General features: G+C 68.7%; 20 protein-coding genes. 16 read left to right on the top strand and 4 right to left on the bottom strand.

Translation table 11 applies throughout. From position 1 onward, the window contains the following. Positions 1 to 389 precede the first annotated feature (389 nt). The 3 genes from pstS to pstA all read left to right on the top strand — a co-directional run bounded on the left by pstS (position 390) and on the right by pstA (position 3,639). The gene (gene pstS / locus A3CU_RS0106120; RefSeq protein ID WP_027941531.1) at positions 390 to 1,496 is read left to right on the top strand and encodes a phosphate ABC transporter substrate-binding protein PstS; all 1,107 of its coding nucleotides are present in this window, start codon (positions 390 to 392) and stop codon (positions 1,494 to 1,496) included. A 146-nt stretch (positions 1,497 to 1,642) separates the two neighbouring features. Continuing rightward, positions 1,643 to 2,590, top strand: coding sequence for a phosphate ABC transporter permease subunit PstC (pstC, locus tag A3CU_RS0106115; protein WP_245616896.1), 948 nt, complete (start codon positions 1,643 to 1,645; stop codon positions 2,588 to 2,590). After that, positions 2,587 to 3,639: a phosphate ABC transporter permease PstA gene (gene pstA / locus A3CU_RS0106110; RefSeq protein WP_027941529.1), complete on the top strand. Its 1,053-nt coding sequence runs from the start codon at positions 2,587 to 2,589 to the stop codon at positions 3,637 to 3,639. The genes pstC and pstA overlap by 4 nt, the downstream gene beginning before the upstream one ends. Positions 3,640 to 3,835: 196 nt before the next feature. Here the strand turns inward: pstA and mshD are convergent, their stop codons facing one another. Then, positions 3,836 to 4,720: a mycothiol synthase gene (gene mshD, locus A3CU_RS0106105; protein WP_156960252.1), complete on the bottom strand. Its 885-nt coding sequence runs from the start codon at positions 4,718 to 4,720 to the stop codon at positions 3,836 to 3,838. Positions 4,721 to 4,731: 11 nt separating this feature from the next. Further along, positions 4,732 to 5,484, bottom strand: coding sequence for a response regulator transcription factor (locus A3CU_RS0106100; RefSeq protein ID WP_027941527.1), 753 nt, complete (start codon positions 5,482 to 5,484; stop codon positions 4,732 to 4,734). 142 nt (positions 5,485 to 5,626) lie between these two features. Between A3CU_RS0106100 and A3CU_RS0106095 the strand changes: the two genes are divergently transcribed. From A3CU_RS0106095 to A3CU_RS0106055, 9 genes are all read left to right on the top strand, one after another. Then, positions 5,627 to 6,493, top strand: coding sequence for an LmeA family phospholipid-binding protein (locus tag A3CU_RS0106095; protein ID WP_169739595.1), 867 nt, complete (start codon positions 5,627 to 5,629; stop codon positions 6,491 to 6,493). Between the two features lie 95 nt (positions 6,494 to 6,588). Then, positions 6,589 to 6,681 (top strand): putative leader peptide, encoded by a 93-nt coding sequence (locus tag A3CU_RS55545; protein ID WP_425388224.1) that lies wholly within the window; start codon positions 6,589 to 6,591, stop codon positions 6,679 to 6,681. Between the two features lie 154 nt (positions 6,682 to 6,835). Next, positions 6,836 to 7,675: a sulfurtransferase gene (locus A3CU_RS0106090; RefSeq protein ID WP_027941525.1), complete on the top strand. Its 840-nt coding sequence runs from the start codon at positions 6,836 to 6,838 to the stop codon at positions 7,673 to 7,675. Beyond that, a complete protein-coding gene (locus tag A3CU_RS0106085; RefSeq protein ID WP_027941524.1) occupies positions 7,672 to 7,980 on the top strand; it encodes a DUF1416 domain-containing protein in 309 nt (102 codons plus the stop codon). The genes A3CU_RS0106090 and A3CU_RS0106085 overlap by 4 nt, the downstream gene beginning before the upstream one ends. Positions 7,981 to 8,231: 251 nt before the next feature. After that, positions 8,232 to 8,591, top strand: coding sequence for an FAD-dependent monooxygenase (locus A3CU_RS43625; protein ID WP_027941523.1), 360 nt, complete (start codon positions 8,232 to 8,234; stop codon positions 8,589 to 8,591). A gap of 253 nt (positions 8,592 to 8,844) precedes the next feature. Continuing rightward, entirely contained in the window at positions 8,845 to 9,468 is a 624-nt protein-coding gene (locus tag A3CU_RS0106070; protein WP_027941522.1) for a heme-binding beta-barrel domain-containing protein, read from the top strand. 111 nt (positions 9,469 to 9,579) lie between these two features. After that, positions 9,580 to 10,593 (top strand): RNA polymerase subunit sigma-70, encoded by a 1,014-nt coding sequence (locus A3CU_RS0106065; protein ID WP_245616894.1) that lies wholly within the window; start codon positions 9,580 to 9,582, stop codon positions 10,591 to 10,593. 85 nt (positions 10,594 to 10,678) lie between these two features. Next, positions 10,679 to 11,200: a pyridoxamine 5'-phosphate oxidase family protein gene (locus A3CU_RS0106060; RefSeq protein WP_027941520.1), complete on the top strand. Its 522-nt coding sequence runs from the start codon at positions 10,679 to 10,681 to the stop codon at positions 11,198 to 11,200. Continuing rightward, complete coding sequence (locus A3CU_RS0106055) at positions 11,200 to 11,886, top strand: alpha/beta fold hydrolase (RefSeq protein ID WP_027941519.1); 687 nt, start codon at positions 11,200 to 11,202, stop codon at positions 11,884 to 11,886. Before A3CU_RS0106060 ends, A3CU_RS0106055 begins: the two co-directional genes overlap by 1 nt. Here A3CU_RS0106055 and A3CU_RS0106050 read toward each other — a convergent pair. Beyond that, complete coding sequence (locus A3CU_RS0106050; RefSeq protein WP_027941518.1) at positions 11,883 to 12,731, bottom strand: aminodeoxychorismate lyase; 849 nt, start codon at positions 12,729 to 12,731, stop codon at positions 11,883 to 11,885. The genes A3CU_RS0106055 and A3CU_RS0106050 overlap by 4 nt on opposite strands. A gap of 75 nt (positions 12,732 to 12,806) precedes the next feature. Between A3CU_RS0106050 and ygfZ the strand changes: the two genes are divergently transcribed. Then, the gene (gene ygfZ, locus A3CU_RS0106045; protein ID WP_027941517.1) at positions 12,807 to 13,928 is read left to right on the top strand and encodes a CAF17-like 4Fe-4S cluster assembly/insertion protein YgfZ; all 1,122 of its coding nucleotides are present in this window, start codon (positions 12,807 to 12,809) and stop codon (positions 13,926 to 13,928) included. A 52-nt stretch (positions 13,929 to 13,980) separates the two neighbouring features. Next, positions 13,981 to 14,544, top strand: a complete 564-nt coding sequence (locus tag A3CU_RS0106040; protein ID WP_027941516.1) for an RsiG family protein — start codon at positions 13,981 to 13,983, stop codon at positions 14,542 to 14,544. A 77-nt stretch (positions 14,545 to 14,621) separates the two neighbouring features. On the opposite strand, the gene A3CU_RS0106035 is transcribed toward A3CU_RS0106040, so the two are convergent. Continuing rightward, positions 14,622 to 15,515: a DUF8083 family protein gene (locus tag A3CU_RS0106035; protein ID WP_027941515.1), complete on the bottom strand. Its 894-nt coding sequence runs from the start codon at positions 15,513 to 15,515 to the stop codon at positions 14,622 to 14,624. Positions 15,516 to 15,700: 185 nt separating this feature from the next. Here A3CU_RS0106035 and A3CU_RS0106030 point away from each other — a divergent pair, with 185 nt between their 5' ends. Next, entirely contained in the window at positions 15,701 to 15,889 is a 189-nt protein-coding gene (locus A3CU_RS0106030) for a DUF3073 domain-containing protein (RefSeq protein ID WP_027941514.1), read from the top strand. A gap of 132 nt (positions 15,890 to 16,021) precedes the next feature. After that, positions 16,022 to 16,882 carry a 3-hydroxybutyryl-CoA dehydrogenase gene (locus tag A3CU_RS0106025; protein ID WP_084143102.1) on the top strand — a complete coding sequence of 287 codons (861 nt, stop codon included), beginning with the start codon at positions 16,022 to 16,024 and terminating at the stop codon, positions 16,880 to 16,882. Positions 16,883 to 16,894 lie beyond the last annotated feature (12 nt).

Below are 16,894 nucleotides of genomic sequence, written 5' to 3'. Positions count from 1 at the left end.
CTCGAGACTCGGGCCAGGCCGCAGCGACCCTCTCAGGGTAGCGAGCGTCCCCACCCCAGGTCGGAACTGTCGACCGCGGCACAAGGGTAGGGTTCGTGGATGGCCGGACAGGTCAGAAAAGGTGAACGACAGATGAACAGCGTACGGTAAGCATCACCTTGCCGTGGCCGGCTGAACGGGCTATGGCCGGTGCCGGCGCGAGTGCCGGCGAAAAGGCTTACCCTGGCCATTTGTACGCCAGTGTTCACTGGTCCGGGACGGAATAACTACACACGTCGGTTTCACCTCTCGTTAACGTCATATCCACTTTTGCTCCATCGGGGTTGCTTACCGTCCGGTTGCGCGACGCACCGTCGCGATGAGTTATGCGTCCGTTGGAGGAATCTCACGTGATTACCAAGCGGCATGGTGTCGCGGCCAGTGCTCTCGCGGCTGGTGCGCTGCTGCTGGCTGCCTGTGGCACTGACAACAACACGTCCGGCGCGCCGAACCCGAACCAGCCCACGGCCAACATCCAGTGCGCGTCCGGCACGTTGACCGCGGCCGGCTCCACCGCGCAGGCGAACGCCATGTCGGAGTGGGTCAAGGCTTACCAGAACAGCTGCAAAGACGCGACGATCAACTACCAGGGCGGCGGCTCGGGCAAGGGCGTCCAGCAGTTCCAGCAGGGCACCATCGACTTCGCCGGTTCGGACTTCGCACTGTCGTCCTCCGACCAGCCGGCCGCGGATGCCCGGTGCAAGACCGGCCCCGCGATCAACCTGCCCATGGTGCCCGGGCCGATCGCGGTCGGCTACAACCTGCCCGACGTGAAGCAACCGCTGAACCTGTCGGCGAGCACCCTGGCCAAGATCTTCACCGGCAAGATCACCAACTGGGACGACCAGGCGATCGCCACCGACAACCCGGGCGTCAAGCTGCCGTCGCTGGGCATCCAGACCTTCCACCGGTCCGACGGGTCGGGCACCAGCTACAACTTCAGCAACTACCTGGCCAAGGAGGCCAAGGCGGACTTCCCGTTCGAGGCCAACAAGAACTGGCCGGCTCCGGGCGGTCAGGGCTCCAACGGAACCCAGGGCATCGCCCAGGGGGTGAAGAGCACACCGGGTGCCATCGGCTACATGGAACTCTCGTTCGCCACGCAGAGCCAGCTCCCCTACGCCAAGCTGGGCAACGCCGGCGGCAAGTTCGTGGAACTCACCACGGACAACGTGAAGAACTTCCTCGCCAAGGCGAAGACCGTCGGCACGGGCAACGACCTCAAGCTGGAGTTCGACTACACCAACGCGGACGCGGACGCCTACCCGGCCGTGCTGGTGACATATGAGATCGTGTGCCAGAGCGGCAACGACAGCGCGAAGCTGCCGCTGCTCAAGAACTTCCTGTCCTACCTGGCCAGCAACGACGGGCAAACCCCGCTGACCAACCAGGGCTACGTTCCGCTGCCGGCGGACCTGCAGACCAAGGTTGCGGCGGCGGTGAACTCGCTGGGCTGACCGACCGGCTGGTCCGCCTCGCCCGCTGGGTTAGCGAGGCGGACCATGCGGGTATCGGAAACCTGTAACGGCACGGCATCAAGGAGCGCGCCATCACCAGCAACCAGCCTCCGGAGCCACCCGGCACCGCGACCACGCCGGTGGCCGTGGACCTGGCCTCGCGGCTCTCCCGGCACCCGTCCCGTCGCGGGGACATGCTCTTCCGTTGGCTCGCGAAGGCGTCCGGGCTGCTGATCCTCGTTCTCCTGGGGGTCATCGCGGCCTTCCTGATCATGCAAGCGCTGCCGGCCTTCCAGTCCAACAAGGCGAACTTCTTCACCACGCTGACCTGGGATCCGGACCAAAGCGGGGTGTTCGGTATCGCCGCGCTGGCCTTCGGCAGCGTGCTCAGTTCGTTGATCGCGCTGGTCATCGGCGTGCCGATCGCGATCGGCGTCGCGCTTTACATCAGCCAGTACGCGCCGAGGGCCATCGCGCGCCCGCTCGGTTACGTGATCGACTTGCTGGCCGCGGTGCCCAGCGTGGTGTTCGGGCTGTGGGGCCTGATCTGGCTGGTGCCGAACCTGATCCCGCTCAGCGAGTTCCTCAACCGCTACTTCGGCTGGATTCCGCTGTTCGCGTCGACGAACCAGACCTACGGCAAGTCGATGTTCGCGGCGGGCGTGGTGCTGGCCGTGATGATCCTGCCGATCGTGGCGGCGCTGTGCCGCGAGGTCTTCATCCAGACCCCGAGCGAGCACATCGAGGCCGCGTTCGCGCTGGGCGCCACCCGCTGGGAAATGGTGCGCATGGCCGTGCTGCCCTACGGCCGCTCGGGCATGATCAGCGCGGTCGTGCTCGGCTTCGGCCGTGCGGTCGGGGAGACGATCGCGGTCGCGTTGGTGCTCTCGGCGAGCAACGTGATCACCTTCCGGATCCTGGATCCCGCGGGTGCGACCATCGCGGCGAACATCGCCAACAAGTTCGGCGATGCCGGCGCCGCCGGCCGGAGCGCGTTGATCGCCTCCGGCCTGGTCCTGTTCGCGATCACCCTGGTGGTCAACTTCGGAGCCCGGGCGATCGTCCGGCGTGGCACGAAAGAGGCGAAGGCGTGAGCGAGGTCCTCGACCGGCCGCTGGTCTCCAGCCCGTTGACCCGGCCAAGGCTGACCTGGCCGGCGCTGCTGGGCACCGCCGCGGGTGCCATCGCGGTCACCGGCTTGCTGTTCCTGTTCACGCCGTTGGACGGCTACGTCGGTTTCATCCTGATCGCCGCGGTGCTGTACGTGGTCGGGCTGACCGTGGTCTCCACGCTGGTCGAGGGTTGGCGTCACGCCAAGGACCGGCTGATGACCAACGTGCTGCTCGCGACCGTGCTGTTCGCCGTGCTGGCGCTGGTCGGCGTCCTCGGCTACACGATCTACCGCGGCCTGGCCCGCTTCGACCCGGTCTTCTTCACCCACTCGATGCGCTCGGTCGCCGAGGGCGATGCCGGCGGCGGGGCCTACCACGCGATCATCGGCACCCTGCAGCAGGTCGGCATCGCCACCGCGATCGCCGCGCCGCTGGGCATCCTGGTCGCCATCTACCTGGTCGAGTACAGCACCGGCCGGCTCGGCCGGGTGGTCAGCTTCCTCGTCGACGTGATGACCGGCCTGCCCTCGATCGTGGCCGGCCTGTTCATCCTCGCCCTGTGGATCGTGTTGCTCGGGCAGAGCTACTCGGGGTTCGCGGGCTCGCTGGCCCTGATCGTGCTGATGCTCCCCACGGTGATCCGCTCCACCGAGGAGATGCTCAAGCTGGTTCCGCACAGCCTGCGTGAGGCGTCGTATGCCCTGGGCGTGGCCAAATGGATCACCGTGGTGCGCGTGGTCCTGCCGACCGCGACGGCGGGGATCGTGACCGGTGTGATGCTCGCGGTCGCTCGCGTGATGGGCGAGACGGCCCCGGTGCTGCTCACCGTGTTCGGGGCCCAGTCGATCAACTTCAACCCGTTCGACGGGCCGCAGGCGTCACTGCCGCTGTTCGTGTTCGCCGAGGCCGGCCAGCCCAACGCGACCGCGATCGACCGGGCGTGGACGGGTGCGCTGACCCTGATCCTGGTGGTCATCGCGCTGAACCTGATCGCCCGCCTGGTGGCCCGCTTCGCCAGGGTGCGCGCCTAGGAAACTGTTTTGAAGCGGCGGAGCCGCTTGCTGTGAGGCACGCAGCTTGCGCCGCCGCGGGTTCTCAGGCGTCTTCTCGCGAGGACAGCGCCGACGTGGTGAATTGGGCATTCATGAGGAGGCGATCCCGGAGCGAGAAGGCGTCTGAGGTTCCGCTACCCGCACCGCCACGCAAGCCACTTCAGCACTCTAAAGCTCAGTGCTCGTACTGGATGTCGGATCGGTAGCGGGTGAAGCCGAGCCGGCCGTAGACGGCGATCGCGGGCAGGTTGTCCGACTCGACGTAGAGGATGACCTGCCCGAGTCCCCGCTCTCGCAGGTAGCGCAGCCCGGCCACGGTCAGCGCCTTGCCGAGCCCGCCGTTCTGGGCGTCCGGGTCCACGCCGACCACGTACACCTCGCCGACCGGTTCCCCGCCGAACCGGCGCGGATGGGCGGGATGCACCTTCGTCCAGTGAAAGCCGACCACCCGGCCGTCCCGCTCGGCCAGGAAGAACCCGGCCGGGTCGAACCAGCTTTCGGCTTCGGCCGAGGTCAGGTCCTCGACGCTGAGACTGCCCTGTTCGGGATGCCAGTCGAAGGCCCGGGCGTTGACCTCGATCATCGCCTGCTCGTCCTGCCCCGGCACGAACGCGCGCAGCGAGATTCCGGGCGGCAGCACGGGTTCGGGCCAGTCGTCGCGCACCGGCGTGTGCATGATCAGCAGCTCTCGCGCCCGGCGGAAGCCTTCGCGTTCGGCGATCCGCGCGGCCGCCGGGTGATCACCGTGTGCCCAGACCCGGAGTTCTTTCGCCGGGACCCGGTCCGCGAGCGCGCGGGCGAGCCTGGTGCCCACGCCCCGGCCGCGGTGGTCCGGATGCACGATCAGTTCGGCGACCTGACGGCCGAAGGAGTCTCCTGCGGTGTCGAGGTGCGCGTACCCGGCCAGCTCACCGGACTCCCGGGCCAACAGGTGGAGGCCACCGCGGGGAGCGGTGACGCCTTCCGGCTGCCCGTCGGCTTCGCGTGCGGCGAACAGTAGTTCACCGACCTCGCGCGCGGTGGTCTCGTCAAGTTCTTCGGCCCACACGATTCCAGTCAGGGCATCTCCAGTCAGTGCGTCGACACCCCGCTCGGCAGGTCGCCGGTCTCGAAGGAGAGCCGGCCGACGGGGTTCTTGGTGACGTTCTTGGCCGGCCGCTCGAACTTGTAGCCCACGTTGCGCACCGTGCCGATCATCTGCTCGTGCTCGGGGCCGAGCTTGGCGCGCAGCCGCCGGACGTGCACGTCCACGGTGCGGGTGCCGCCGAAGAAGTCGTAGCCCCAGACCTCCTGGAGCAGTTGGGCGCGGGTGAACACCCGGCCCGCGTGCTGGGCCAGGTACTTGAGCAGCTCGAACTCCTTGTAGGTGAGCTCAAGGGTGCGGCGGCGCAGCCGGGCGGTGTAGGTGGCCTCGTCGATGACCAGGTCGCCGATCCGCAGTTCGGCGTCGAGTTGGGCCGGCGCGCCATCCCGCGTGGTCGCCAGGCGCAGCCGGGCGTCGATCTCGGCGGGGCCGGCGGTGGGCAGCAGGATGTCGTCCATCCGCCACTCGGCGCTCACCGCGACCAGCCCGCCCTCGCCCACGACGGCGATGACCGGAGAGCCGGCCTCGTCCTCGCCGGTGCCCTTGAGCAGCCGGCACAGGCTCTTCGCGGCGGCCAGCTCGGTCCGGGCGTCCAGGAGGATGACGTCGCGGTGACCGGCGTCCAGCAACGCCGTAACCTCCGGTGCGCGCACGCGGACGGTGTGCGGCAACAGATCCAGGGCTGGTAGGACAGAGGTAGCGTCGGGCTCGGGGGTGAGCACGAGCAAGTTAAGGCTCATCATCATCGCCTTCTTTCTCGTAACCTCGCATGCCCCCAGTGCGCCGTTAAGCCAGACTAGCTGCCGAACACGGGAAAAACCTCCCCCTTGCCATACTCGTCACACGACGTCAAGCGGGGACCCACAGATCGGAATACGAAGAGTGAGCAGACCAGTCAGCCCTGTCGCGCCCGAGGCCGCCAAGCGCCGTGGCCGCCGTACCCGCCGGATCCTGATCAGCCTCGCCGTGCTGGTCGCCATCCTCGTCGGCGCGGATTTCGGGCTGGCCGCGTTCGCCGAACACACCGTGTCCCAGAAGGCGCGGCAACAGCTCGGCCTGACCGACGACCCGTCGGTGACGATCCACGGGTTCCCGTTCATCACGCAGGCGCTCAGCGGTGACTACAGCCGCATCTCCGTGTCCGCGTCCGGGGTGCCGATCCAGAACCTGAAGGACGTCGACATCAACGCCGAGCTCAAAGACGTCACGGCGCCGCTGTCGGACCTGATGAATGGCAACACCAGTGCCATCCTCGTCGGCAAGCTGGAGGCGCAGGTCACCATCAAGGCCAGCGACATCGCCAAGATCGATCCGCTGACCAGGGTCGAGGACCTGCGCATCGAGCCGTCGAGCGTGGAATACGTGCAGACCGGGCAGGACGCGAAGGATTCCAGCGGTTCCGATCAGGACGGCAAGCAGCAGGAAGAGGAACAGGACAAGTCCAAGGCCGGCATCCGCGTCTCCGGCTACGTCCAGATCGCCGGCCAGAAGATCGAGATCTTCTGCTTCGCGATGATCGAGTTGCACGGCACGTCGATCGACATCGTGCCCAAGCGCCTGCAGTACGGGAATGACAAGGAGACCACGGTCGTTCCCCAGGCGGTGCAACAGGCGCTGCTGCCCAACTTCAAGGCCACCTTCGACACCGGCGACCTGCCCTTCGCGGTGACGCCCACCGCGGTGCAGGTGAACAGCGGGTCGGTGACCGTCAAGGGTGAGGCGCAGAACGTGAAGTTCACCGGGAGGTGACCGTGGCCGGACTGCTGCGGCGGGCCGCCGCGGTTGCTCGACGCACGCGTTCCACATGTTGAGCGCGGTTCCCAGGGAAAGAGAGCGTCGGTAGTGTGAGGGACGTGCACAGGTTGCCTCTCACACTGCTGACGCAACGCCGCGCGGTCGATCTTTGCCGCGTGCGTAGCAGCCTGTGTCGCGCGTGAGCTGATCCGCGAGCTCCGCCGTCCCACTCTCCTTGCTGCCCGGTACAGGGAGTTGTTCTGGGGCCTGTAGCCGGTCCGAGGACGCCGTGGTGCTTTGACGCCGAGCCCGCAGAAGGCGTCCCAGCAGTCCACCCACGAGAAGAGAGAAAATCAAATGAGCCGTGAAGACGTCCTGGTCACGACGCAGTGGGCCGAGGAGAACCTGGACACCCCCGGCGTGGTCTTCGCCGAGGTGGACGAGGACACCACCGCCTACGACGGCGGCCACATCCGCGGCGCGGTCAAGATCGACTGGAAGAACGAGCTGCAGGACCCGGTCCGCCGCGACTTCGTCGACCGGGCGGGCTTCGAAGCCCTGCTGTCCGACAAGGGAATCTCGAACGACGACCTGGTGATCCTCTACGGCGGCAACAACAACTGGTTCGCCGCCTACGCCTACTGGTATTTCAAGCTCTACGGCCACGAGAAGGTCAAGCTGCTCGACGGCGGCCGCAAGAAGTGGGAACTGGACGGCCGCGACCTCACCCGCGACGAGGTCAAGCGCGAGCGCACCGGCTACGTCGCGAAGGACCCGGACACCTCGATCCGCGCCTTCCGCGACGAGGTGGTCGACGCGATCGGGAACAAGAACCTGATCGATGTCCGCTCGCCCGACGAGTTCTCCGGCAAGCTGCTGGCGCCCGCGCACCTGCCGCAGGAGTCCGCGCAGCGGGCCGGGCACATCCCGACGGCGCTCAACGTGCCGTGGGCCAAGACCGCGAACGAGGACGGCACCTTCAAGACCAACGAGGAGATCTCCGAGCTCTACGCGCGGGAGGGCCTCGATGAGGGCAAGGCGACCATCGCCTACTGCCGGATCGGCGAACGGTCCAGTCACACCTGGTTCGCCCTGCACGAGCTGTTGGGGTTGTCGGACGTGAAGAACTACGACGGATCGTGGACCGAGTACGGCTCGCTGGTCGGCGTGCCGATCGAGACTGGAGTCAAGAAATGAGCAATGACGGCTGTGGCGCTCCGGTGCAGACCGGCACCCCGGCGGATCTGGACACCCAGGGGCAGGTCGTGGTGGCCGGCAAGGTGAGTGGCACGCAGGGCCCGCTGGCCGGTGCCTACGTGCGCCTGCTCAACGGCGACGGCGACTTCGCCGGCGAGGTCCAGGCTTCGGCCGGGGGCGACTTCCGCTTCTATGCCGCTCCCGGAACGTGGACGGTTCGTGCATTGCACCGCAACGGCACCGGCGAAGCGTCGGTCGACGCGGCGGCGCCCGGCCTACACCAGGTCGCCATCTCCGTCGGCTAGAGACTGTTGCTCGCAGGCGGTGTGGGTAGCGAAACCTTGAGGCGGCTGTGTGGTCTGGGGGTGCAACCCCCAGACCCCGCCCGTACCGCAAACTACCTCGGCCTCGACCACGCCGGGTTGCTGCAGCATCTCGATGACGCGGCGATCTACGTATTCAGTGCCGATCCGGCGGACCGGCTCACGGTCAGCCTTTCCTTCGCCACCCCTCACCCGCCCTGGATCGACGCGGCCGCCACGAGCAGGAGAAGGCGGTGCGCGCCGCCTTCGCCGGGCACGGCTGGGAGGTGCCCCGACTGCTGGAGGCGTTGAGCCGGGCCGACGACTTCTACTTCTCCTCGGCCTGCCAGGTGCACCTGGACCGCTGGTCACGCGGCCGGGTCGCGCTGATTGGTGACGCGGGGTACTGCGCCGCGCCGACCAGCGGAATGGGCACCTCACAAGCACTGATCGGCGCCCGGACGCTCGCCCGCCACCTGGCCTCGGCCGGCGGCGACCACCCGACCGCCTTCGGCGCATACGAGACGGAACTGCGGCCCTACGTCGCGGAGAACCAGGCAAACGGGCGGCAGGCGGCGGCAACGTTTGGCGGCGGAACGGCCCTTGAGCGGTGATCCGAACGGGAAGCTGACCCGGGTGTCTCCATGGCCACCTTGTCGGTCCCGAACCCGGCAAGGCGGCCGTCTTCGTGCCCGAACGCAAGGTGGGGCTTGCCACGCAGGTGCGGCGCGTGTGAGCGGCTGAGCGGCGGCTATCCTGCAGACGTGGAGATCCTGTTTACAACGCTGCTGGTGATCGTCGCGATCGCCGTGCTGTGGTTCGCGTTCTACGTCGTCTACCGGCTGTACGCCGACCAGCGCTGATCCCATGACCAGTGGCGACGACGCCATCCAGGCAGCGGAGCGACGCGCTGAGCAGACTCGCCAGCGCAACCTGCCCCCGTTCGGCACCCTTCCCGACCTGCCGATCCCGGTCGACACCGCGAACCTGCGCGAAGGTGCCGACCTCAACGCCGCCTGCCTCGCCCTGCTCCCGCTGGTCGGCGTCTGGCGCGGCGAAGGCGAAGTGAACTACCCGACGATCGACGGGCCGCAGAAGTTCGCGCAGCAGCTGACCATCGCGCACGACGGCCGGCCGTTCCTGTACCACGAGTCCCGGGCCTGGCTGATCGACGACGAAGGCAACGTGATTCGCCCCGCGGCCCGCGAAGTGGGCTGGTGGCGGCCGCAGCCCGACGACACGATCGAACTCCTGCTCGCCCACGCCACGGGCATCGTCGAGATCTTCTACGGAAAGCCGCGCAGCCAGACGGCGTGGGAGCTGGGCACCGACGCGGTGGTGCGTACCGCGTCGGCGAAGGAAGTCACGGGAGCGCAGCGGCTTTACGGCCTCATCAACAACGGCGACCTCGGCTACGTCGAGGAACGCGCGATGATGGGGCAGCCCATGCAGCCCCACACCTCAGCCCACCTGCGCCGCGTCGTCGGCTGACGGAAGTCCCGAGTCGTACGTCGATCGTCCGTTTGAACGCCTGGACCCCTTCTCGACCCGGTCCGGCGCATCCGGTTGTTCCAGCAGGACAGGGCGCTGGTGGGAGTGAGTGTGGGTAGGGTCGCGGTGGTGGAGGGTGAGGGCGTCGCCGCTGCGCACGCTGGGGATGAGGCGGCGTTCGCGGGGTTGGCTGAGCGGTACCGCTGGGAGTTACGGGTGCACTGCTACCGGATGCTGGGCTCGTTCGACGAGGCCGAGGACCTGGTGCAGGAGACGTTGCTGCGGGCGTGGCGCTATCGCGGGAGTTTCCAGGGCAGCTCGACGTTTCGGGCGTGGCTGTATCGGATCGCGACGAACGTGTGCCTGGACTTCCTTGACCGGCGCTCGCGGCAGCCAGCGCCGGGTGAGGCTGGCGGACCGGCGGAGGTGGGATGGTTGCAGCCGTTTCCGGATCGGTTGCTGGAGCCGGTGGCTGACCGGGACGCGGAGCCGGAGACCGTGGTGGTCGCCCGGGAGACCATCGAGTTGGCGTTCCTGGTGGCCATCCAGCACTTGCCGCCCCGGCAACGGGCGGTGCTGATCCTGCGGGACGTGCTCGGCTGGTCAGCGGCGGAGACCGGTGAGTTGCTGGAGATGAGCGTGGCCGCGGTGAAGAGCGCGTTGCAGCGGGCTCGGCCCGTGCTGCGGGCGCATCTGCCGCAACGACCCGCCGGGCAGGCTCCGGCCCCGGTGGCCCCGACTGGGCAGGAGCGGGAGTTGCTGCGGCGTTTCATGGCGGCCCACGAGCGCGCCGACATCGCGGCGTTCGCGGAGTTGTTGAGCGAGGATGTGCGACTGTCCATGCCGCCGTTGCCGTATTCCTTCGCCGGCCGGGCGGAAGTCGCCGCGTTCGCCGAGCACACCCTGGGGCCGGGATCGCCCCTGCACGAGGGGCAGTGGCGGGGCGTGCCGGTCTGGGCGAACCGGCAGCCGGCCATGGCGGGCTACCTCCGCCAGCCGGGAGAGCGTTCCTATCGGGCACAGGTGCTCAACGTGCTGCGGGTCGAGGACGGGCGGATCGCCGAGATCACCGCGTTCCAGCCTGAGGTGTTCGACGCGTTCGGCTTGCCTGCGACCCTGCCCTGATCGGCTTCGATTCCTTTTCCGCGTTCCACCGGTCTCACAGGGCACGATCGCGACCGACGCGGTCGATGACCCTAAGGAGCCAGGTGTGCACACACTGACACGCGAGGAACTGGCGGCGCTGCCGCAGGGCGATGTCCGTCTGCTGGACAGCGACATCGCGCAGGTCCTGCTGACCTCGACCGAGCTAGCGCGGGTGGCGTATGTGGCCGCGGACGGCACACCGCGCGTGTTTCCGATGCTGTTCCACTGGACCGGGCACGAGGTGGTCCTGTCCACGTTCGTCCCCGCCCGCAAGATCGCGGCGCTGCGGACCAGGCCCGAGGTGGCGATCACGATCGACGCGGCCGCGGCCCAGCCGCGGGCGCTGCTGTTGCGTGGTCGTGCCCAGGTCACCGAGATCGACGGGATCGTACCGGAGTACGGGCTGGCCCTGCGCCGCTACGGCGGTGAGGAGCGGGCCGCGGCCCAGGTCGCGGCCGTCAGCGGCCCCGGGGTACGGATGGCCCGGATCGCGGTGCGCCCGGTCTGGGTGGGAGTCCTGGACTTCCAGACCCGGTTCCCGGGCGGCTCCACGGCGGCCGAGTTCGCGCGGCGGGGGCGGGCGTGATGGCCGAGTATGTGTTCATCCCCGGGGCCGGGTCCGATTCCTGGTACTGGCACTTGGTCGACGGCGAACTACGCTCCCGCGGCCACCGCGTGGCCACTCCCGACCTGCCCTGCGACGATGACGCGGCCGGGCTGTTCGAGTACGCCGACACCGTGGCCGCAGCCATCGACGATCCCGCCGGAACCGTGCTGGTCGCCCACTCCTTCGGCGGGTTCACCGCACCGCTGGTCTGCCAGTGCGTCCCAGTCCAGCGGCTGGTGCTGCTGTCCGCGATGATCCCGCAGCCTGGTGAAGCCCCCGGCGACTGGTGGACCAACACCGGCTACGAGCAGGCCCGCCGCGAGCAGGACGAACGAGACAGCCGACACCCGGACGACGAGGACGCCCTGTTCTTCCATGATGTTCCGGCCGAGCTGGCAACCGAGGCGCGGACGCACAGCCGCACGCAGTCCACCACCCCGTTCACCCAGTCCTGGCCCCTGTCCACGTGGCCGGCGACACCGACGACATTCCTGCTCTGCCGTCATGACCGGTTCCTGCCCGCCGCGTTCATGCGGCGCGTCGTCGCCCAACGCCTCAGGATCGTTCCTGACGAGATCGACGGCGGGCACATGATCGCCCTCAGCCGCCCCCGGCAACTCGCCGACCGACTGGAGGCGATCAGCGGTTTTCCAGCACGCAGTTAGGCGTAGACGGTTTCGTATGCCTCGGCGAGTTCGCGGTGTAGGGGCGTCGAGTCGGGCAGGGTCTTGCCGTCCAGGGTGTGCACGCGGGTGAGCTTGCGGACCGAGGAGGCGAGGAACACCCCGTCGGCGCCGTGCAGGTCGTCGAGGGTCAATGGTTCGATTTTGGTCGTCCAGCCCGCGCGCTCGGCACCGCGGAACACCGCCGCCTGTGTCGTGCCGGGCAGGATGCCGATGGTCGCCGGTGGCGTGTAAAGGGTCCGCTCCCGGGCGATGATCACCGTGGAGGTGGGCCCCTCCAGCACCGAGCCGTCGGTCGCGGTGAACACCACGTCGTCCGCGCCGCGGCGGGCCGCTTCCCGGCCCGCCGCCATGTTCACCGCGTACGACAGGGATTTCGCGCCGAGCAGCAGCCACGGCGCCCGTTCCCCGAGACCGGGGTCGATGCCGCGGTCCAGGGTGACGGCCGCGACGCCGTCGGCCCGCGCGCGCACGACCCGTTCGGAAATCTCCAGCCCCAGCGCGAAGGCGGTCGGGGTGGCGGACGGGTCGCCTTCCACGCCGCGCGTGTAGACGAGCTTGATCGCGAACTCGGGGCTGCCGCGCCAGTTGTCGATCACCAGGCGGGTCGCTCGCTGCCATGCCTCGTCGTCCGGCTCGGGCAGGTCGAGCATGGCCGCCGAGCGGGCGAGCCGGTCGAGATGCGGCCGCAGCTCCCGGGCGGTGTCGCCCGTGACGAGGATGGTTTCGAAGACGCCGTCTCCGCGCATCAGGCCGAGGTCGTCGACCCGGAGGTGGGCCGCGCCGGGATCCGCGAGGGTGCCGTCGAGGAAGGCGAGAACGGTCATCAGCCCAACCTACTCACCGTGCCAAGATGATCACTGGAGGATCCGGTGAAAACATTGACGGCCTACGATCGGGTTATGCCCTACCAGTCACCGTTGCTCGACGTGCCCGGTTCGATCGCCCCGCCGGAGGCTCATCCCGAGCAGGGCGTGCCGTGGCATTGGGGGGATCCGTTCGCCGAACAGCGCACCGCGACCCGGAACGCCGCCGTGGTCGACCGCTCGCACCGGGAAGTACTGCGGGTGAGCGGCCCGGAACGGTTGTCCTGGCTGCATCTGGTCGTCTCCCAGCACGTCACCGAGCTGGCCGGCGGCACCGAGGCCCTGGTGCTGGACAGCCAGGGTCATGTCGACACGCACATGGTGCTGGCGCACGTGGGAGAAGCGGTCTATCTCGACACCGATCCCGGGGCGCACGCGACCAGCGCCCTGCCCAAGGGCGGGCCGCAGACGCTGCGTGAGTACCTCGAAGCGATGAAGTTCTGGTCGCAGGTGGAGATCGCCGACGTGACCGGGGAACTGGCCGTGCTCTCCGTGCTGGGCCCGGACGCCGATTCCGTCCTGGCCGCGGTGGATGTCGAGCTCGGCGGCGAGGCCCATGCCGTGGCCGCCGTGCCGGGCGGCTTCGCCCGGCGGATGCCGTGGCCGGGCCGGTCCAGCGTGGACCTCGTGGTGCCCCGTGGCGAGCTCACCGGCTGGTGGCAGCGGCTCACCGACGCGGGTGCGCGTCCGGCCGGCAGCTGGGCGTTCGACGCGTTACGGGTCGAGTCGCTGCGTCCGCGGCTGGGGGTGGACACCGACGAGCGCACCATCCCGCACGAGGTGAACTGGATCGGCAGTGCGGCGCACGTGGCGAAGGGCTGCTACCGAGGCCAGGAGACCGTGGCGAAGGTGTTCAACGTGGGCCGCCCGCCCCGGCGGATGCTTCTGCTGCATCTCGACGGTTCTCCCGAGCGTTACCCGGAAACGGGTGATCCGGTGCGGATGGGAGAGCGGGTCGTCGGCCGGGTGGGCAGCGTGGCGCTGCACCACGAGCTCGGGCCGGTGGCGCTCGCGTTGATCAAGAGGTCGACCCCGGTCGGCGCCGAGCTGCTGGCCGGCGCCGAGGACCGGGTCGTGCAGGCCGCGGTCGACCCGGACTCCGTGCCCCCGGAGGGAGCGGCTCCGGGCCGGGAAGCGGCCACCCGCCTTCGCGGGTAACCGGGAAAGATCCACCCTGGTGTGGGTGAGGAAGATAGAGCAGGATGTCGCCGTGATCGAAGTCCGGCCGGGCGGGCGCCGCCGTATCGACCGCGTCCTGGACCCTGGCTACGTGCGTGGCCTCGAAGAGCTGTCTCTGGACCAGCTGCGTGAGCGCCGTAACGAAGCCGCACAGGAAGAAACCGACCTGTCCTATCTGCGAAGACTTTTGCACGCCCGGATCGACATCGTGCGCGCCGAACAGGACCGGCGCAGCACCGGCGGTGAACTCAGCGTCGTGGACCGGCTGGCGGCCATCCTCTCCGACAACGCCTTGCGGCCGGCCCGCGGTCTGGGGCGTCACCAGCCGCTCGAACCGTCGCGTACCGGTCAGCACCGGCGGCAGGCCGAGGCTCTGGTCGGCAACGCCGACCTGTCGGACGTGAGCTCGCTCAGCGACGAAAAGCTCGAGGCCACTCTGGGTGACTACGCCGAGGAAGAGACCTCGGTGTCGGCGCGGCGGCGCGAGGTGCAGGCCGTGGTGGACCAGCTCAACGCGGAGATCGCCGCTCGTTACGCCCGCGGCTCGGCCTCGGTCGACGACCTGCTGGCGGCCGAGCGCGCCCGCGAGGACTGACGCCGTTCAAAGCGGCGGAGCCGCTTGCGGTGAGGCCGTCCACTTGCACCGCTGTGCAAGTCACTTCGGACCGGTTTCTAGTTGGCGTGTTCCCGCGCGGCGATGGTGTTCCAGTATCCGCGCAGCTCGTCGAACAGCTCGGCCAGGCGCTCGATGTTCCCGGACCGGAGCGCCGCCAGGATGCTGTGCACCTCCTCGGCGGAGGTGTCCGACTCCAGGTCCGCATCGGTGATCAGCTGTACGAGGCCGCCGTAGTCGAGTTCGACCGCCGAGCCGGGATCGAAGTTCGTCAGCCACCGCTCGGTCTCGGTGAGAATCCGGGCCGGCCCGGATTCGCCGAGCGTGCGCCCCACCAGTTCCCGGGCTTCGGTCACCCGGCGCCGCGCGTCCCGCATCGCCACCCGCCAGGACATCTCACGCCGCGGGTCATCCTGGCCGTCACCGAGCTCCAGCCGCCGCTGGTCCGGGTCGACCAGCGCGAACCACGGCAGCGGGACCGTCCAGGTGGTGGTCAGCATGTGGACGGCCGACTTGGGCAGGTTGCCCAGGGCGGCACCGGCCCGGGACCGTGCCTTGTCGGGGGTGAATCCGGTGGCCGTTCCGACGGCGGACCGCAGCGCGGGCGGTGCGTCGTCGAGGAAGCTGATCAGGGCGGCGGCCGAGCGGGCCCGCAGTTCGAGCGGACAGACCAGCGGACCGGGTCCGGTTTCGCCGGGTACCTCGGCCGGGTCCAGCACCAGCACATCGGTCGCCGTGCTCGGCGCGGCTCGACCGTTGGCCAGCTCCGCGGGCAGCAACCGGACCGGCGTGGAAACCTGTGACTTGAGCCACATCGTATGCTCGCGTTCCCCGGCCATCCCGCTGGTCAGCCGAGTGTCCTTCACCGCCTTGACGAGCGGCCCAGGGGGCGGATCGCCGAACGTGGACAGGGGCTCGTACACCCGCAGATAAGCCACGAACGGTCGAAGCACCTTTGCATCGTGGCACGTCGCCGCTCCGCCGGGTGTACCGAGGGGAGACTCTCGCCACGAGACGAGAAGCCGCGTCGCATTCTCCCCCTGCGACAAGGTACGGTGTCTACAGGAAATAGTTGTCGAGACGATGCGGGGCCGCCGTTTCCCCCGGCCGCCCCGTCCCTGTGCGAGGGGGTCGAGCCATGGGGCGCGGCCGGGCTAAGGCCAAGCAGACGAAGGTGGCGCGAGAGCTCAAGTACAGCACTCACGACACTGACTTCGCCGCTTTGCAGCGCGAGCTGTCAGGTAAATCCTCTCAGAACTCCCACGACGAGGACGACAAGTACGAGGACCCGTACGCCGACGAATACGACGAAGACTACCGTCGTTGACTGTTGACGAGGTGAGGGCGGGCCCGGGGTCTCCCCGGGCCTGCCCTCGCGTCGTGACGTGTACGTGACCGTGGTGTGGTGAGTGGTCACGCTACGGCTCTGTCGTATGCGTGGCGCCGATGAGGAGGTCGGATGGTCGACATCGAGAAGGTCGGTGTGGTCGGTGCGGGGCTGATGGGTGCCGGGATCGCCGAGGTGCATGCCAAGGCGGGCGCCGACGTGATCGTCACCGAGGTGAGCCAGCCGGCACTGGACGCCGGCCGGGCGCGGATCGAGAAGTCGCTGCAGCGTGGTGTCCGCAACGGAAAGCTCACCGCGGACGACGCCGAGGCGGCGCTGAACCGGCTGTCCTTCACCACCGATCTGGGCGCGTTCGCCGATCGCGATCTCGTCGTCGAGGCCATCATCGAGCAGGAGCAGGCCAAGGTCGAGGTGTTCCGCTCGCTGGACAAGATCGTCGAGCGGCCGGAGGCCATTCTCGCCTCGAACACCTCCTCGATTCCGATCATGAAGCTCGGCATGGCCACCGGCCGGCCGGCCCAGGTGGTCGGTATCCACTTCTTCAACCCGGTCCCGGTGCTGCCGCTGGTCGAACTCGTGCCGTCCCTGCTCACCGGTGAAGAGACGATCCGGCGGGCGGACGAGCATGCCACCGGCGCGCTCGGCAAGACGGTGATCCGGTCCAAGGACCGCGCCGGCTTCATCGTGAACGCGCTGCTGGTGCCGTACCTGCTCTCTGCGGTGCGGATGATCGAATCCGGGTTCGCCTCGGCGGAGGACATCGACCGCGGGATGGAGTTCGGCACCGCGCATCCCATGGGTCCGCTGCGCCTGTCCGACCTGATCGGGCTCGACACCATCAAGGCCATCGCCGAGTCCATGTACGAGGAGTTCAAGGAGCCCCTGTACTCGCCGCCGCCATTGCTGCTGCGCATGGTCGACGCCGGACTGCTCGGCAAGAAGTGCGGTCGCGGCTTCTACTCGTACGACTGACCGGAAGGCGGC

Source organism: Amycolatopsis taiwanensis DSM 45107, assembly GCF_000519205.1.
GTDB lineage: Bacteria > Actinomycetota > Actinomycetes > Mycobacteriales > Pseudonocardiaceae > Amycolatopsis_E > Amycolatopsis_E taiwanensis.
Note: the sequence above shows the minus strand (reverse complement) of the source record. Positions and strands in the feature narration are given on the sequence as shown.

Coding starts and splice junctions, on each gene's coding strand:
- A3CU_RS0106100 (WP_027941527.1), bottom strand. CDS start 5,484: ATGAGCCTTAACTTGCTCGTGCTCACCCCCGAGCCCGACGCTACCTCT.
- A3CU_RS0106090 (WP_027941525.1), top strand. CDS start 6,836: ATGAGCCGTGAAGACGTCCTGGTCACGACGCAGTGGGCCGAGGAGAAC.
- A3CU_RS0106085 (WP_027941524.1), top strand. CDS start 7,672: ATGAGCAATGACGGCTGTGGCGCTCCGGTGCAGACCGGCACCCCGGCG.
- A3CU_RS0106070 (WP_027941522.1), top strand. CDS start 8,845: ATGACCAGTGGCGACGACGCCATCCAGGCAGCGGAGCGACGCGCTGAG.
- A3CU_RS0106055 (WP_027941519.1), top strand. CDS start 11,200: ATGGCCGAGTATGTGTTCATCCCCGGGGCCGGGTCCGATTCCTGGTAC.
- A3CU_RS0106050 (WP_027941518.1), bottom strand. CDS start 12,731: ATGACCGTTCTCGCCTTCCTCGACGGCACCCTCGCGGATCCCGGCGCG.
- ygfZ (WP_027941517.1), top strand. CDS start 12,807: ATGCCCTACCAGTCACCGTTGCTCGACGTGCCCGGTTCGATCGCCCCG.
- A3CU_RS0106030 (WP_027941514.1), top strand. CDS start 15,701: ATGGGGCGCGGCCGGGCTAAGGCCAAGCAGACGAAGGTGGCGCGAGAG.
- A3CU_RS0106025 (WP_084143102.1), top strand. CDS start 16,022: ATGGTCGACATCGAGAAGGTCGGTGTGGTCGGTGCGGGGCTGATGGGT.